General features: G+C 69.5%; 17 protein-coding genes and 1 tRNA gene. 12 read left to right on the top strand and 6 right to left on the bottom strand.

Features of this window, described 5'->3' with window-relative positions; translation table 11 throughout:
* Nucleotides 1-65 precede the first annotated feature (65 nt).
* Nucleotides 66-1,538 (top strand): pyruvate kinase, encoded by a 1,473-nt coding sequence (gene pyk, locus N538_RS0102025; RefSeq protein WP_028635897.1) that lies wholly within the window; start codon nucleotides 66-68, stop codon nucleotides 1,536-1,538.
* Between the two features lie 3 nt (nucleotides 1,539-1,541).
* On the opposite strand, the gene N538_RS0102020 is transcribed toward pyk, so the two are convergent.
* Nucleotides 1,542-1,614 (bottom strand) — tRNA-Leu (locus N538_RS0102020).
* Between the two features lie 86 nt (nucleotides 1,615-1,700).
* Here N538_RS0102020 and N538_RS0102015 point away from each other — a divergent pair.
* The 7 genes from N538_RS0102015 (at nucleotide 1,701) to N538_RS0101985 (ending at nucleotide 7,646) form a co-directional block, all read left to right on the top strand.
* Nucleotides 1,701-1,889: a hypothetical protein gene (locus N538_RS0102015; RefSeq protein ID WP_155991933.1), complete on the top strand. Its 189-nt coding sequence runs from the start codon at nucleotides 1,701-1,703 to the stop codon at nucleotides 1,887-1,889.
* Between the two features lie 4 nt (nucleotides 1,890-1,893).
* Entirely contained in the window at nucleotides 1,894-2,520 is a 627-nt protein-coding gene (locus N538_RS0102010) for an ANTAR domain-containing response regulator (protein ID WP_028635895.1), read from the top strand.
* 214 nt (nucleotides 2,521-2,734) lie between these two features.
* Entirely contained in the window at nucleotides 2,735-3,880 is a 1,146-nt protein-coding gene (locus N538_RS0102005; RefSeq protein WP_051548624.1) for a branched-chain amino acid ABC transporter substrate-binding protein, read from the top strand.
* 90 nt (nucleotides 3,881-3,970) lie between these two features.
* Nucleotides 3,971-4,987: a branched-chain amino acid ABC transporter permease gene (locus N538_RS0102000; RefSeq protein ID WP_231496110.1), complete on the top strand. Its 1,017-nt coding sequence runs from the start codon at nucleotides 3,971-3,973 to the stop codon at nucleotides 4,985-4,987.
* On the top strand, nucleotides 4,987-6,159 hold the full coding sequence (locus N538_RS23460; protein WP_051548622.1) for a branched-chain amino acid ABC transporter permease: 1,173 nt from the start codon (nucleotides 4,987-4,989) through the stop codon (nucleotides 6,157-6,159). Before N538_RS0102000 ends, N538_RS23460 begins: the two co-directional genes overlap by 1 nt.
* Nucleotides 6,149-6,943 carry an ABC transporter ATP-binding protein gene (locus N538_RS0101990; RefSeq protein ID WP_028635892.1) on the top strand — a complete coding sequence of 265 codons (795 nt, stop codon included), beginning with the start codon at nucleotides 6,149-6,151 and terminating at the stop codon, nucleotides 6,941-6,943. Before N538_RS23460 ends, N538_RS0101990 begins: the two co-directional genes overlap by 11 nt.
* Nucleotides 6,933-7,646: an ABC transporter ATP-binding protein gene (locus tag N538_RS0101985; protein ID WP_028635891.1), complete on the top strand. Its 714-nt coding sequence runs from the start codon at nucleotides 6,933-6,935 to the stop codon at nucleotides 7,644-7,646. Before N538_RS0101990 ends, N538_RS0101985 begins: the two co-directional genes overlap by 11 nt.
* Before the next feature lie 44 nt (nucleotides 7,647-7,690).
* On the opposite strand, the gene N538_RS23455 is transcribed toward N538_RS0101985, so the two are convergent.
* The gene (locus N538_RS23455; protein ID WP_051548620.1) at nucleotides 7,691-8,230 is read right to left on the bottom strand and encodes a hypothetical protein; all 540 of its coding nucleotides are present in this window, start codon (nucleotides 8,228-8,230) and stop codon (nucleotides 7,691-7,693) included.
* Between the two features lie 439 nt (nucleotides 8,231-8,669).
* On the opposite strand from N538_RS23455, the gene N538_RS27090 reads away from it, so the two are divergent.
* Nucleotides 8,670-9,833 carry an HNH endonuclease signature motif containing protein gene (locus N538_RS27090; RefSeq protein WP_081790227.1) on the top strand — a complete coding sequence of 388 codons (1,164 nt, stop codon included), beginning with the start codon at nucleotides 8,670-8,672 and terminating at the stop codon, nucleotides 9,831-9,833.
* A 119-nt stretch (nucleotides 9,834-9,952) separates the two neighbouring features.
* On the opposite strand, the gene N538_RS0101970 is transcribed toward N538_RS27090, so the two are convergent.
* The gene (locus N538_RS0101970) at nucleotides 9,953-10,444 is read right to left on the bottom strand and encodes a hypothetical protein (protein ID WP_028635890.1); all 492 of its coding nucleotides are present in this window, start codon (nucleotides 10,442-10,444) and stop codon (nucleotides 9,953-9,955) included.
* A gap of 102 nt (nucleotides 10,445-10,546) precedes the next feature.
* Between N538_RS0101970 and N538_RS23445 the strand changes: the two genes are divergently transcribed.
* Nucleotides 10,547-11,263 carry a hypothetical protein gene (locus N538_RS23445; protein WP_051548617.1) on the top strand — a complete coding sequence of 239 codons (717 nt, stop codon included), beginning with the start codon at nucleotides 10,547-10,549 and terminating at the stop codon, nucleotides 11,261-11,263.
* Nucleotides 11,264-11,283: 20 nt separating this feature from the next.
* On the opposite strand, the gene N538_RS0101960 is transcribed toward N538_RS23445, so the two are convergent.
* The 3 genes from N538_RS0101960 to N538_RS0101950 all read right to left on the bottom strand — a co-directional run bounded on the left by N538_RS0101960 (nucleotide 11,284) and on the right by N538_RS0101950 (nucleotide 13,378).
* Nucleotides 11,284-11,790 carry an SRPBCC domain-containing protein gene (locus N538_RS0101960; protein ID WP_036569337.1) on the bottom strand — a complete coding sequence of 169 codons (507 nt, stop codon included), beginning with the start codon at nucleotides 11,788-11,790 and terminating at the stop codon, nucleotides 11,284-11,286.
* A 14-nt stretch (nucleotides 11,791-11,804) separates the two neighbouring features.
* A complete protein-coding gene (locus N538_RS0101955) occupies nucleotides 11,805-12,122 on the bottom strand; it encodes an ArsR/SmtB family transcription factor (protein ID WP_028635888.1) in 318 nt (105 codons plus the stop codon).
* Between the two features lie 62 nt (nucleotides 12,123-12,184).
* Nucleotides 12,185-13,378 (bottom strand): carboxylate-amine ligase, encoded by a 1,194-nt coding sequence (locus N538_RS0101950; protein WP_081790269.1) that lies wholly within the window; start codon nucleotides 13,376-13,378, stop codon nucleotides 12,185-12,187.
* Here N538_RS0101950 and N538_RS0101945 point away from each other — a divergent pair.
* Nucleotides 13,377-14,495 (top strand): amidohydrolase family protein, encoded by a 1,119-nt coding sequence (locus N538_RS0101945; RefSeq protein WP_028635886.1) that lies wholly within the window; start codon nucleotides 13,377-13,379, stop codon nucleotides 14,493-14,495. The two genes, N538_RS0101950 and N538_RS0101945, sit on opposite strands and share 2 nt — an antisense overlap.
* Before the next feature lie 97 nt (nucleotides 14,496-14,592).
* On the top strand, nucleotides 14,593-14,851 hold a 259-nt coding region (locus N538_RS29600), incomplete at its 3' end, for a helix-turn-helix domain-containing protein (protein ID WP_155991932.1).

The following is a 14,851-nucleotide window of genomic DNA, read 5'->3' as shown; positions in this document are numbered from 1 at the left end:
CGGCGGACGACATCGGGTCGGGGGTTAGGTCTTTGAAGGATCAAAGTCGCGGTAGGGTGAAGCACGTGCGTAGAGCCAAGATCGTCTGCACCCTCGGCCCGGCTACCTCGTCCCCGCGGCGGATCCGGGAGCTGGTGTACGCCGGGATGGATGTCGCCCGGCTCAACATGAGCCACGGCAGCCACGAGGACCACGCCGAGGCGTACCGCCTGGTCCGTGAGGCGTCGGACGCCAGCGGCCACGGGGTCGGCATCTTCGCGGACCTCCAGGGACCGAAGATCCGGCTCGAGTCCTTCGCCGAGGGCTCCGCCCTGCTGCGCCGCGGCCAGGAGTGGACGATCACCACCCGCGACGTGCCGGGCGACGACCAGGTGTGCGGCACGACGTACAAGGGGCTCCCGGGCGACGTGAAGCCCGGCGACCCGCTGCTCATCGACGACGGCAAGATCCGGCTGCGGGTGACGTCGGTCGACGACACCGACGTGGTGACCGAGGTGCTGGTCGGCGGCAAGGTCAGCAACCACAAGGGCATCAACCTCCCCGGCGTCGCGGTCTCCGTGCCGGCGCTGTCGGACAAGGACGAGCGCGACCTGCGGTTCGCGCTGGGCCTCGCGGTGGACTTCATCGCGCTGAGCTTCGTCCGCGACGCCAAGGACGTCGATGACGTCCGGCGCGTCATGGACGACATGGGCGTGCACGTGCCGGTCATCGCGAAGATCGAGAAGCCGCAGGCGATCGAGAACCTCGACGAGATCATCGCGGCGTTCGACGGGTTCATGGTCGCGCGCGGCGACCTGGGCGTGGAGTGCCCGCTCGAGGACGTCCCGTTCCTCCAGAAGCGGATCGTCGAGAAGGCCCGCCTCAACGCGAAGCCCGTCATCGTCGCGACCCAGATGCTCGAGTCGATGATCAGCAACCCGGCGCCGACGCGTGCCGAGGCCTCCGACGTCGCCAACGCCGTCCTCGATGGGGCCGACGCGGTCATGCTGTCGGGCGAGACGAGCGTGGGGGAGTACCCCGTCCACACGGTCGAGACGATGGCGCGGATCATCACCGCCACCGAGCAGAACGCGCTCGAGGAGGCGGACTCCCGGTCGCGCGTGGCCGCGATCGAGTGGGACCCCCACACCCGCGGCGGCGTGATCGCCAAGGCGGCCGCCGAGGTGGCCGAGCGGGTCGGGGCCAAGTACGTCGTCGCGTTCACGCAGAGCGGTGACTCCGCGAAGCGGATGTCGCGCCTGCGCGGCCCGATCCCGATCCTCGCCTTCACCCCGCTGGCCCAGGTGCGCTCGCAGCTCGCCCTGACGTGGGGCGTCGAGACGTTCAAGACCCAGTCGGTCGAGCACACCGACGAGATGGTCCGGCAGGTCGACGAGCAGCTGCTCCAGATCGGCCGCGTCTCGGAGGGGGAGCTGGTCGTCATCATCGCCGGCAGCCCGCCGGGCATCCCCGGCTCGACCAACGCGCTACGCATCCACCGGATGGGCGACGCCATCAACGAGGTCGCCCCGGCGTACCGGCGCAGCTCCGCGCGCTGAGGGTGCCCCGGGTGGGATTCGAACCCACACTGGACGGTGTTTGAGACCGCTTCCTCTGCCGTTGGGATACCGGGGCCGCCGGGCGCCAGAAACCTTAACCGAACGCCCCTTGGCTGATGTCGAGTGATCTACTACAGTTTCGACCGACCGAGTCTCGGAGCCGTGGAGGTCGCCATGTGGAAGCCGTGGGAGTGGGCCGGCGTCAGCCAGGCCGTGGCGCTCGCCAACGCCCGGGACGGTGCGACCGAGCTGAGCCGGCGGCGGGTCGAGCGCGAGGACGTGGAGATCTTCCTGGCCGGGCACGAGCTCGAGCTCCGGTCCGAGACGGTACGGCGCGTGGGGGCCGGTTAGCCTTCTGCCCGTGAGCGAGCAGCCCGGCCCGGAGCCCAGCCCCGACACCGCGCCCCGTCGTGTGGTGATCGCCGAGGACGAGGTGCTGATCCGGATGGATCTCGCCGAGATGCTCGGCGAGGAGGGCTACGAGGTCGTCGGCCAGGCCGGGGACGGCGGCACCGCCGTCCAGCTGGCCGAGGAGCTGCGACCGGACCTCGTCATCCTGGACGTGAAGATGCCCGTCCTGGACGGCATCGCCGCCGCCGAGCGGATCGCCGGCCAGCGGATCGCGCCGGTGGTCATCCTCACCGCGTTCTCCCAGCGCGACCTGGTCGAGCGGGCCCGGGACGCCGGGGCGATGGCGTACCTCGTGAAGCCGTTCTCGCAGACCGACCTGGTGCCGGCGATCGAGATGGCGGTGAGCCGGTTCGCCGAGCTCACGGTGCTCGAGTCCGAGGTCGCGGACCTCACCGAGCGGCTGGAGACCCGCAAGTCGGTCGAGCGCGCCAAGAACGTGCTCCAGCAGCAGCTCAGCCTGTCCGAGCCCGAGGCCTTCCGCTGGATCCAGAAGACCGCCATGGACCTGCGGCTGTCGATGCGCCAGGTCGCGGACGGCGTCATCGAGCACGGCCCCGGCATCGCCGGCTGACCGGCTCTGGCCGATCCTCAGACTCCGCTGCAGCATGATGACCGGATATCGGACGCCCCGTGCGGTGCTCTCGGGTTGGTCACGATTCAGCAACCGTCGAAGACGCGATGCCCCAAACCCCCTGCGCGGGTGTCGAGTGACGCTAGGTTGTCCGCCATCGAGAGATGCTCCGTGCCCACCTGCCCGGAGTCCGAGAGTTCGATGGAGGACTTCCATGATTCGCTTCACCAAGTCAGCCCGGGTCCTGGCCGCCGTGGCCGCGACCGGTCTGATGCTCAGCGCTTGCGGCAGCAGCGACAGCGGCGGCGGTAGCGGCAGCGACGGCGGCTCGTCCGACGGCAGCGCCAGCAGCGCCCTCTGCGGCAAGAACCTCGCGTTCATGGGCGCCCTGACCGGCGACGCCGGCGCGCTCGGCCAGAACATGGTCGGTGGTATCGAGCTGGCGCTCCAGCAGTACAACGACAAGAACCCCGACTGCCAGGTCAACCTGAAGAAGTTCGACTCCCAGGGCAGCCCCGACACCGCGCCGGGCCTCGCGACCCAGATCGTCAACGACGACTCCATCTTCGGCCTGATCGGCCCCGGCTTCTCCGGTGAGTCGCTGGCGACCGGCAAGACCTTCTTCGAGGCCGGCCTGCCGTCGATCTCCCCGTCGGCGACCAACGTCACGATCACCCAGCAGGGCTGGACCACCTGGCACCGCGTCATCGGCAACGACGACGCCCAGGGCAAGGCCGACGCGGCGTACCTGACCGGTGACGGCGGCGCGACCAAGGTCTTCGTCATCGACGACGGCCAGGACTACAGCAAGGGCCTCGCCGGCACGGTCAAGGACGCGCTGGGCGACGCCCTCGCCGACTCCGACCAGATCTCGGTCGGCCAGACCGACATGTCGGCTGCGGTCACCAAGGTCAAGGCCTCCGGTGCTGACGCCGTCTTCTACGGTGGCTACTACACCGAGGCGGGCCTGCTGGCCAAGGCGCTGCGCCAGGGCGGCTTCACCGGCCTGTTCATGTCGGGCGACGGCTCGGAGGACCCGAACTTCGTGAAGGTCGCCGGTGCGGACGCCGCCGAAGGCGCCGTCCTCTCGGCTCCCGCCGGCCCGCCGCCGGCCGACTTCGGTGCCAGCGGCCTGTACGCCACCCAGTCCTACGACGCGACGAACATCTTCCTCGCCGCGCTCGATGACGGTGCGTCCACGCCGGAGGAGATCAACACCTTCATCGGCAGCTACACCGGTGACGGCGTCAGCGGCCCGATCGCCTTCGACGAGAACGGCGACATCAAGGAGTCGAAGATCTACGCGTACTTCGTCAAGGATGGCAAGCTCGACGTCGACAACCCGCAGGCGATCTCCTGATCCAGGTCGACTGACACAACTGACATAGGCTGCGGCCGGAGGGGGATCCCCTCCGGCCGCAGCTGATCAGAACGACTGAGGAGTCTTCACTTGGATTTGGGCGCGCTCTTCGGCAGCTTCGACAGCTTCCTCAGCTTCACCATCGGGGGGCTGGTCTTCGGCGCGATCTACGCGCTGATCGCACTCGGCTACACCATGGTGTACGGCGTGTTGCAGCTCATCAACTTCGCCCACTCCGAGGTCTTCATGTACGGGACCTTCGCGGTGGCCTGGGTGTTCGTGTTCCTGCACGGCACCGGCTCGGCGACGTGGGACCTCAAGCAGGCCGCACCGACACTCCTGGTGGCCCTCGTGGCCGCCATGGCGATGTCGGCGGCCATCGCGCTGCTGCTCGAGCGCGTGGCGTACCGGCCCCTGATCAAGAAGAACGCGCCGAAGCTGATCATCCTGATCTCGGCGATCGGCGCGTCGTTCGCCCTGTCCGAGGCCATGGGCCTGCGGGACCGCTTCGCCGGCTGGTTCGGGGTGGACAACAAGCTGGCCAACTACGTCACCCCGGCCAAGGCCCGTGACGTCTACACGAACCCGGTCACGATCGAGCCGCACGGCCTGTTCGACATCGGCGGCTACACGGTCACCGACGTGGACCTGACGATCATCGTCGCGGCCCTGGCCATGATGATCGTCCTCGACCAGCTCGTGCGCCGGACGCGGTTCGGCCGCGGCATCCGGTCGGTGGCCCAGGACCCGGAGTCGGCGGCGCTGATGGGGGTGAACGCGACCCGGGTCGTGCAGATCACGTTCCTCATCGGTGGCCTCGCGGCGGGTGTCGCCGCGACCCTGTACATGATGAAGATCGGCGCGACGAAGCAGAGCGCCGGCTTCCTCCTCGGTGTCAAGGCGTTCACCGCCGCCGTCATGGGCGGCATCGGCAACCTGCGAGGAGCCCTCCTGGGCGGTCTGACGCTCGGTGTCATGGAGAACTGGGGCGCGGCCGTCTTCGGCAACGAGTGGCGCGACGTCGTCTCCTTCGTCCTCCTGGTGCTGATCCTGCTGGTCCGTCCGTCCGGCATCCTCGGTGAGTCCCTCGGAAAGGCGCGTGCGTGATGGCCGGGCTCGGAATCGCCAGGCGCTGGGACCGCGTGGTCGACCGCTACAACGCCCAGCCCAAGATCTTCAGGATCCTCTTCGTCACGCTGCTGCTGGTGTTCGCCTACGCGCTGCCGCTGCTGCGGCCGCCGATCCTGACGACCAACAGCATCGACTTCGGCGGCGTGATGTTCCGCGTCATCGCGTTCGCGCTCGTGGCGCTGGGGCTCAACATCGTCATCGGCTACGCGGGCCTGCTCGACCTCGGGTACGTCGGCTTCTACTGCGTCGGCGCCTACACGACGGCCGTCCTGACCGTGTACCACTTCAGCTGGCCGTTCTTCCTGGCGCTCCCGGTCGCGATCGGCGTCACGATGCTGACCGGTGTGCTCCTGGGTGCGCCGACACTGCGCGTGCGGGGTGACTACCTCGCGATCGTCACGCTCGGGTTCGGAGAGATCATCCGGATCACGGTGACCAACGTCGAGTGGGTCGGCGCGGCGGCCGGCATCAAGGACATCCCGCACCCGAACAACCTCGGGCCGGAGCCGACGCCGCCGTTCGACCCGGGCGGCTGGTTCGCGATCCCGCGCGTGCAGTGGGACGGCTTCGTGCCGTCGCTCGACCGGGTGCACGAGACCCACGTGCTGGTGTTCGGTGCGCTCGACGCGGTGCCGTACTACTGGCTCGTGCTCACCGTCCTGATCCTCGTCTTCATCGCCGACAAGCTGATGCTGTCGAGCCGGGTCGGACGAGCGTGGGAGGCGACCCGCGAGGACGAGGAGGCCGCCGAGCTCATGGGCGTCCCGACGTTCCGCTACAAGCTGCTCGCGTTCGCGATGGGCGCGGCCATCGGCGGCCTCTCGGGCTCGTTCTACGCCAGCAGCCAGAGCGGCTACATCAACCCGCAGAGCTTCCCGCTGCTGCTGTCCATGCTCTTCGTGGCCGCGGTGATCGTCGGCGGGGCCGGCAACCGCTGGGGTGCGATCCTCGGCGGCGCGATCGTGGCGTACCTGCCCGAGCGGTTCCGGGACTTCGCCGACTACCGTCTGCTGTTCTTCGGCCTGGCGCTGATGCTGCTGGCGATCTGGCGACCACAGGGGCTGCTGCCGCCACGCCGGACCAGGCGGGCGCTCGCTGCCCAGGAGAAGATCGAGGAACTGGAAGGAGAGCCGGTCGATGTCCTCTGAGAACCCCGGTCGCGCCCTGCTCGAGGTCGACGACGTCACCATCCGGTTCGGCGGCGTGACCGCGCTCGACCAGGTGTCCTTCGACATCCGCGAGGGCGAGATCCTCGGCCTGATCGGCCCCAACGGCGCCGGCAAGACGACCTGCTTCAACGTCATGACCGGCGTCTACCAGGCGACCAGCGGCCAGATCCGCTTCGACGGGACCCGGCTGGCCAAGATGAAGCGGTACGCGATCACCAAGCTCGGGATCGCGCGCACCTTCCAGAACATCCGCCTCTTCAAGGCCATGACGGCCGTGGAGAACGTGATGGTCGGCGCCGATGCCCGCAGCAAGGTGGGGCTGCTGAACGCGCTGTTCCGCACCCCGCTGCACCGGCGCACCGAGGCGGCGGCCCGCGAGGAGGCGCTCGAGCTCCTCGACTTCGTCGGGGTGCGCGGGCGCGCCGACGAGCTGGCCGAGAACCTGTCGTACGGCGACCAGCGCCGCCTCGAGATCGCGCGCGCCATGGCGACGCACCCGAAGCTGCTGTGCCTCGACGAGCCGGCCGCGGGCTTCAACCCTGCGGAGAAGCAGCGCCTGATGGAGCTGATCCGCAAGGTGCGCGACCAGGGCATCACGGTGCTGCTGATCGAGCACGACATGCGGCTCGTGATGGGCGTGACCGACCGGATCGTCGTCCTCGAGTTCGGTCGCAAGATCGCCGAGGGCTCGCCCGCCGAGATCCGCGACAACCCGGCCGTCATCGCCGCCTACCTGGGAGTGGACGAAGAAGATGCTTCTTGAGGTAGAGGGCCTGTGCGTCAACTACGGCCACATCGAGGCGATCCGCGACATCAGCTTCACGGTCGAGGAGGGGTCGGTCGTCACGCTGATCGGGGCGAACGGCGCCGGCAAGACGACCACGATGAAGACGCTGTCCGGCCTGCGCCGGGTGCGTGCCGGCCGGGTCGTCTTCGACGGCAACGACATCACGCACCTCCCGCCGTACGAGCGGGTGAAGCTCGGGCTGAGCCAGTCGCCCGAGGGCCGCGGGATCTTCCCCGGCATGACGGTGCGCGAGAACCTCGACATGGGCGCCTACGCCCGCAAGGACAAGGCCGGCGTCGCCGCCGACCTGGACCGGGCGCTCGGGCTCTTCCCGCGACTGCAGGAGCGGATCGCCCAGGTCGCGGGCACCCTCTCGGGCGGTGAGCAGCAGATGCTGGCGATCGGGCGCGCGCTGATGGCGCGCCCGCGGGTGGTCCTGCTCGACGAGCCGTCGATGGGCCTGGCGCCCAAGCTGATCCAGCAGATCTTCTCGATCATCAAGGAGATCAACGCTCAGGGCACGACCGTGCTGCTCGTGGAGCAGAACGCCGCGCAGGCGCTCAAGGCCGCCGACGAGGCGTACGTGCTGGAGACCGGCGAGATCGTGCGCTCGGGCACCGGCGCGCAGCTCGCGGGCGACGAGTCGGTGCGAGCGGCGTACCTCGGCGGCGATCTCTGACGAGCCCGCATTCCCCGTCGTCGGTCGCCGCCTGACAGGAGGGCTCACGACCGGGTCGATGTCTCCGTGTTCGGCTTCTCGTCACGCGCGAGCCGGTTGCGGCGGTCCTGCTCTCGCTTGGAGTACGCGGCTGCACGGATCGCTTCGTCCGACTCCAGTCCGCTGCCCAGCGCGCCGCCGACGGTGGCTGCCGATGCGACGAACCAGCTCAGGACGAACAGGTCGCGGTAGCTCAGCGTCATGCCGAGGTATCCGCCCATCACGGCGGGGTCGAGAACGAACATCGCCCACACCAGGTTCAGGCCGCTGTCCGCGCCGGGATCTGCCATGCCGCTGATCAGTTCGCGCAACGCGTGACGGCTGCGTCTCTGCATGCGAAGGCCGCCGAGCGCGGGCAGGGACAGCACCGCTGTCCGGTGCTGCGGGTCGGTCTCGACGAGCAGGTAGCGGCCATCGCCGTCCCGGAGGGGAAGCTCCGTGAGCCCGACGACCACGTCCCAGTGACGCTCCTGGCCTCGATCCGTGAGCCGTGACAGCACCGTACCCACGTCCTCACAGGCGACGGTGAAGGGCTCGCTGACCACTTCGACGTCCCAATCGCGCCGATTCTCACCATCCGACGAACGGCAGCCGCCGAACCGGCGGGCGATCTGGGTGGGCTTGGCTGGTCAGCGACGAGGCCGACTTCGAGCGGCTTCATTCCGCCGAGGTACCCAGGCGTCTGGCGGACGAACACTGCGGGCAGATGGGTGGACTGGCGGCTACGGACCGGTGGGTGGGGGTCTGCTGTCGCCGGGCTCGCGGGTTGATGGCCGTGGGTTTCCGGCCCTGGGTGGTGGCGACCGAAAGGCAGCTACGGGGACGGTGGGTGGGTGGTCGTCGCCGCCTCCCGGCTTGCGGGTCCGCCGTGCTACCGGGCCTGTGGAAAGGGGCGGGGAATCGTGACCTGTTCGTGACCCAGGGCCCTGTGGAGCAAGGGGTTCTGGGCCTCTCGGTGTCGGTGGCCGGTGCTTGAGTGGAGCCATGACAGCGATGGCCACACCCCGACACCGGGTCTCGGTGGCGGTCGCGCACGCGCACGCGGAGATCGATGCGGTCGCGGACGCGTCGGTGTGGTCCATGGACCACACCGAGACCACCGCGACCCTGATCCAGCTGACCCGGCTGAAGGCGCAGGTCGCCGAGCTCGAGGCCCGGGTCGCCGAGCACGCCGACGACGAGGCCGTGGACGCGTGGGCGCACCGGACCCGGCAGACCAAGCCCGCGGTGCTGGGCCAGGTGAAGCTCGGCCAGGCCCTGGTCACCCGGGGCCATGTCCGGGACGCGCTCGCGGCCGGTGACCTGGTGGTCGAGCAGGCCCGGGTCATCGTCACCGCGCTCGACCAGTTGCCCGGGGACCTCGACACCGCCCTGGTGGACCGGGCCGAGCGGCACCTGGTCGCCGCCGGGCGCGAGCACACCGCCCCGACCCTGCGGGTCCTGGGCAAGCGGCTGATGGACGTGGTCGCCCCCGACCTGGCGGACGCCTACGAAGCGAAGCAGCTCGCCCGCGAAGAGGCCGACGCCATGTTGGCCACCACGTTCACGATGGTCGACGACGGGCACGGCAAGTGCCACGGCCGGTTCACGGTCCCGTCCTTCCACGGCGCGGCGCTGAAGAAGATGCTGCTCGCGATCGCCGCCCCCAAACGGCAGGACCCGCAGGAACTCGGCGTCCCGCTGCGCCCCGGACCCGAACGCCGGGGTCGGGCGTTCTGCGAGCTCATCGAGCGCTACCCGGCCGACCAGCTCCCGCAGACCGGCGGGGTCTCGGCCACCATCGTGGTGACCATGACCCTCGACAGCCTGCTCGGGAAGCTCGAGCAGGCCGCACTCCTGGACACCGGGGAGCGGATCTCAGCTTCGACGGCCCGCCGGCTGGCCTGCGAGGCCGGCCTGATCCCCGCGGTGCTCGGCGGACGATCTGAGGTCCTCGACCTGGGCCGCACCCGCCGGTTCCACACCAAGGCCCAGCGCATCGCGATCGGGATCCGCGACAAGGGCTGCACCGAGCCGGGCTGCGATTGGCCGCCGGCGATGTGTCACGTCCATCACGACATCCCGTGGAGCCGCGGCGGACCCACCGACGTCGAGCACGGCCGGCTCCTCTGCCCGAAACACCACACCAGGTTCCACCGACGAACCTAGGCCGACCTGCCCGACGAAGCACCACCACAGACCGGCCGACGGGCGCGGTCCCGCCTGCGAGCACCCAACGCCGCGAACCGCGCGGGAATGCGAGTAGATGTGCGCCCTTCGCCGAGCCGTCAGTCCAAGGCGAACGGGTCGTCTGGTGACCAGCCGTGCTGTCTCGCTTCCGCCAGGACGCGCTTCCAATCCTTGACCCTGTTGTAGTCGGAGATCCCCGGTCTCTCAGGCCCCAGAACGCGGCAGTCACGGGCCGCATGGAGGAACCCTCGGGTGCTCCACACCGCCTCTTCGTCTCCCTCCGTGATGTGGGTCTCCTTGTACAACTTGACCAACGCTGGATCGTCGTCGAGTTCCGGGGCGAGGGCGATGGTTTCCTGCCACGGCACGTCGTAGCCACGCCTCTCCATGCACTCGCTGTACTCGCCGTTGCGCCGCCATGCGCTCACGACATTGGCTGCCTGATGTCGATCGGCCGTGGAGACCCGTCCTTCCGTCCGCGGGTCGAGCGTGCTGTCGGGTATCAAGCCGATCAACATCGGGGCGACGAAGACCGCTCCGGTCACGGCCCCTGCCGTCAGGGCGACGACCGTCGACTTTGTCTTCCTCACGTGGCGTTCCTCCGCATGATGGCGCCCTGGCTTCCGGGTCCACGATGGGCGCGGCAAGCAGTCACTGGTCGGCGAAGATGGATCATTTCCTCGAAGTTGGCGATGGCGACCAGCTCATCGACTGGCGACCACGCGACGGCTGGTAGCCGATCTGCTCGGCCCGGCGCGCTCCGGACGATCTCGCAAGCCGCGGCGTACGACCCGGCGCACCCGGACGACGCCCAGTACGTCGAGAACGTGATCTGGCAGCGCAAGGGCTTCGTGTTCGTCACGCTCGACATCCCCGGCGGCTCGAACAACGACACCGACCCCTGGTACGGCGCGCCGGCGATGAGCGACGAGCAGGGCACCGCGACCCGGCAGCGCACCGCCGCCGACCTGTGCTGGCTGGACCGCGCCTTCGCGATCGCGTCGGCCCGAGACGCGCAGGGTCTCGTCGTGGTCCAGCAGGCGGACATGTGGGACCTCGACGGGAAGCCGCAGACCCACCTGAGCCAGTACGAGCCGCTCGTGAAGAGCCTGGCCGACCACACCCTGGCGTTCGGCCGGCCGGTGCTCGCCCTCGAGGGTGACTCGCACGTCTACCGCTCGGACAACCCGCTCCAGCAGAGCGCACCCTGCGCCGGCGACGGGGACGTGTGTTCCTACGACGCCTGGCGAAGCCACCCGTCGTACGCCGTGCCCAACTTCCACCGCATCGTCGTCCATGGGAGCACGGTGCCGCTGGAGTACCTGAGGCTCGTGGTCACCCCCGGCGGCCACCAGCCCACGACCGGTACCTCCTTCGGTCCGTTCTCATGGTCGCGGACGGAGGGCTGACCCCGCCGATCAGGTCGACATCAGCCGATCTCCATCAGCTGGTACGTTGGCGTGAGCTCTTCCCAGCGGTCCTTCCAGCCGGGCGCCCCGGCCTCGGAGCTCCAGCCCTCCGGATGGACCGGCCCGTCGATCTCCAGCGACCGACCGAGATCCTCGAGGTGGACCCGCCAACCGGAGGCGTGGAACGGGAGGTGCGTGATCGGCAGGCCACGCTCCTCCACGACCAAGCGGGTCCTGGAGCCCTCCTCGGTCAGCCACGCCTCGATCTGTCCCTCGTCGTCCGTACCCGGCTCCGTCGTCAGCAGCAGGTGGTGGGGCGCCTCGCACACCTCGACGCGTGCCGCGCCGGTCCAGCTGCTCGTGAAGACGCACAGGACCGTACCGCCGACCCGCAGGTCGCCGTCGACCCGGGCGATCCAGCGGGCCAGCCGCTCAGGCGTCGTACACGCCTGCCAGACGTCGCCGATGTCCGTGTCGTAGACGTCCTCCACGCGGACTGCTCCGCGGGTCTCGTCGAGTGTTCGCATCGTCGCGATCGTGGTCACTGTCGTGCCTTCTTTCCTCGTGCGATCTCGGTGTGGAGGGCGCCGAGCCGGTTCTCCCAGAGCTGGCGGTACTTGCCTAGCCACTCGTCGACCTCGACGAGCGCCTCCGGGCGGAGTGTGTAGATCCGACGCTGCGCGTCCTGGCGGACGTCGACCAGCCCGGCCTCCCGCAGCACGCGGAGGTGCCGGGACACGCCCGGGCGAGCGATCGGAAGGGCCTCTGCCAGCTCTCCCGAGGTCGCTGCGTGGTCGCGGAGGATCTCGAGAACCGTACGGCGGCTCTCGTCCGCCAGCGCGTGCAGCACGACGTCCATGAACCGAAGGTACCGAGTCGGGTATGTAACCGTCAAGGTACATAGCGCGAGTCTGTGCTTGATCAGCCCGCGACGGTGCGGACCCGTAGGTCGTCGATCACTGCCATCAGGTCACCGCCGGCGGCGGCGCGGCGTTGGTGATCGGCGCCGCAGCCTTCGCGGGCTATTCGCGGCAAGCTCGCGGTGACCCGCTCGAGGTCGCCTGCGTCGTCGAGCGCATCTCGCACGTGGTCGACCAAGGTCTCGAGAGCGGTCGCAGCCGGCACCAGCGCGCCGCTTCGGGGGTCGACGAGTGAGTCGTTGACACCGAAGCGACCTGCGCGCCATCCGGCGCTGCGGAGACTGTCCACGCGCCACGGTGCCGGGCCGATGCCCTGGCCGGCCTCGCGGGCAGCTGTCTCGGTCAGTCCGCGAGCCAGGGCCGCTACGAGCAGGGTGTCGTCGAGCGAGGTGCACACATCGGCAATCCGGAACTCCACCGTGGGGTATCGGGCCGACAGCCTGACCTGGAGATTGAGCAACCCCACGTCGAGGATCGTCTGGTCGCGCAGCAGTCGATCGATGAGGGCGTCGTAGGCGGCCAGGTCGCCGAAGACCTCGTGCGGACCGCTGCTCGGCCACAGCTGCCACAGCTGAGAGCGCCAGCTCGCAAACCCTGTGTCACGGCCGTGCCAGAACGGGGAGTTCGCGCTCACGGCTGTCAGCAACGGCAGCCACGGGCGGACGCCGTCCAGCACCGCGACCCCCTCTTCCCGGCTCGCCACCTCGACGTGCACGTGCAGCGCACACATGAGGGACTCGGCCGCCAGCCCGGCGTAGTGCTGGGTGATGCGAGCGAATCGTTCGTGCTCGACATACGGACCCGGTGGCTTGGCGAGGACGGGGACGGCGACGGCCAGGGGGCTGACGCCCAGTACTGCCCCGCTGCGGGCCAGCGACGCCCGTGCCGCGCGAAGATGATCTTCCGCGTCGGCGAGCTTGTGGAGCGGAGGGGTCACGGTCTCCACCTGCGCCTGGAAGAACTCATGCACCAGCACGGTGCCGGGGAGCAGGTCGTCGGCAGCGGCGCAGCGGGCAAGCAGGTCGCGTGCTCGCCCCGCGGGCGCGCCGCAGTCGTCGACGAGGAGCAGCTCCTCCTCGATGCCGAACCGGCGTGGGCTCATCGCCTTCCTTTCGAGCGGCAGGCCGTGCTCGTCGTCGGCCGTCGTGTCAGTGTGGGTCCTACCGGCCACCAGATCGACCCCGGAGAACCGCATGTACGCCGACGAGCTGCTCGTTCCCTGGTTCGAAGCCCTGCGCGCGGACGTGGGCGCACTCGAGGTCTACGACGCCCACACCCATGTCGGAGCGCAGGACCCGAGCGGGTTCTCGGCCACGGTCGCCGAGCTGACCGACTCGCTGGACCTGTGCGACGGCCGGGCGCTCGTCTTCCCCCTCACCGAGCCCGATGGCTACCGCGAGCCGAACCGGCGCTGCATCGAGCAGGCAGCAGCCAGCCGCGGTCGGCTCACCGCGCTGGCACGCCTCACCCCGGGTGGAGATCCGGTACGGCTGCTCAGCGACGCACTCGATGCCGGCGCCCGTGGGATCAAGCTGCATCCGTCCAGTGACCAGTTCGAGCTGGGTGACCCTCGACTGGAGGGTGTGTTCGAGATCGCCGACGCTCAGCGGCTGCCGGTAGTGGTGCACGCGGGCCCCGAGCTCGAGACCATCGGGCGCACGGTTCTCGACGTGAGCGAGCGCTATCCGCAGGTGCGGATGATCCTGGCGCACTGCGCCCTGGTCGACCTCGCCTGGCTGTGGCGCGAGGCTGCTTCGGCGCCGTCGATCTTCTACGACACGTCGTGGTGGTCCCCAGCTCACCTGATGGCCCTGATGCGGCTGGTGCCACCCGGGCGCATCCTGGCGGCCTCCGATCTGCCGTACAGCACCCCTCTGGCCGCAGCGATCGCGGCGGTGCGGTGTGGCCTTCAGGCTGGGCTCGACGCTGCGCAGCTGCGCTCGGTGGCGGGCGGACAGGTGGCCCGGCTGGCCAACGGTGAGGAGCCGCTGGATCTCGGCCCGGCGCCTGCCGTTGAGGCACGCCCGATCACACCCGCGCTCGAGGTGCTGGTCGAGAGCCTGGTCGCGGCCCTCGAGCCGATGCAGCGCGGCGAGGACCCGGGCACCCCGATCCAGGTCGCCCGGCACGCGTGTGACCTGCCCGCCGACGACCCCGACCAGCCGGTGGCCGCGTCGGTGCTCCGCCTGGTCGACCTCTACGACGAGCACCGCCACGACCTTCCCCGCCGCAACCAGTTCGCCCCCGGGCGCGACCTCATCATGATCGCGGCCATGGTGGCCCGCACCCCCGCGGCGACACTGCCGAGCTGACTGGGGGCCTTCACCAACGTCACGGAACCGGCAACGTGCGGTTGACGGGGCGCTCTCAATGAGTCATCGCAACACTTCCTGATTGAAGGAGGTCGCGATGGCGCGTCAGAGCTATCAGCGGTTGTCGCCTGCAGACATCGACGAGATCTGGAGGCGGTTGCGGTCCGGGCACTCGGTCAAGCCGACTGCTCGGGCTCTGGGTCTGCCGACCAGCACGGTGCGGACCTACCTGATTCGGTGCGGTGGGATCAGACCTGATCCACGACATCGAGCAGTCGGTCGATTGAGCCTCGAAGAGCGCGAAGAGATCTCGCGTGGTCTGGCCGCCGGGTTGTCGCTTCGGGCGATCGCGGCAG

Source organism: Nocardioides sp. URHA0032, assembly GCF_000620645.1.
In the GTDB taxonomy this organism is placed as follows: Bacteria; Actinomycetota; Actinomycetes; order Propionibacteriales; family Nocardioidaceae; genus Nocardioides.
Note: the sequence above shows the minus strand (reverse complement) of the source record. Positions and strands in the feature narration are given on the sequence as shown.

Excerpts from the sequence above, each read along its gene's own strand:
- N538_RS0101960 (WP_036569337.1), bottom strand. The coding sequence starts at position 11,790 with ATGCGAACACTCGACGAGACCCGCGGAGCAGTCCGCGTGGAGGACGTC.
- N538_RS0102005 (WP_051548624.1), top strand. The coding sequence starts at position 2,735 with ATGATTCGCTTCACCAAGTCAGCCCGGGTCCTGGCCGCCGTGGCCGCG.
- N538_RS0101990 (WP_028635892.1), top strand. The coding sequence starts at position 6,149 with ATGTCCTCTGAGAACCCCGGTCGCGCCCTGCTCGAGGTCGACGACGTC.
- N538_RS23445 (WP_051548617.1), top strand. The coding sequence starts at position 10,547 with ATGGCGACCAGCTCATCGACTGGCGACCACGCGACGGCTGGTAGCCGA.
- N538_RS27090 (WP_081790227.1), top strand. The coding sequence starts at position 8,670 with ATGACAGCGATGGCCACACCCCGACACCGGGTCTCGGTGGCGGTCGCG.
- N538_RS0101950 (WP_081790269.1), bottom strand. The coding sequence starts at position 13,378 with ATGCGGTTCTCCGGGGTCGATCTGGTGGCCGGTAGGACCCACACTGAC.
- N538_RS0101955 (WP_028635888.1), bottom strand. The coding sequence starts at position 12,122 with ATGGACGTCGTGCTGCACGCGCTGGCGGACGAGAGCCGCCGTACGGTT.
- N538_RS23460 (WP_051548622.1), top strand. The coding sequence starts at position 4,987 with ATGGCCGGGCTCGGAATCGCCAGGCGCTGGGACCGCGTGGTCGACCGC.
- N538_RS0101985 (WP_028635891.1), top strand. The coding sequence starts at position 6,933 with ATGCTTCTTGAGGTAGAGGGCCTGTGCGTCAACTACGGCCACATCGAG.
- N538_RS0101945 (WP_028635886.1), top strand. The coding sequence starts at position 13,377 with ATGTACGCCGACGAGCTGCTCGTTCCCTGGTTCGAAGCCCTGCGCGCG.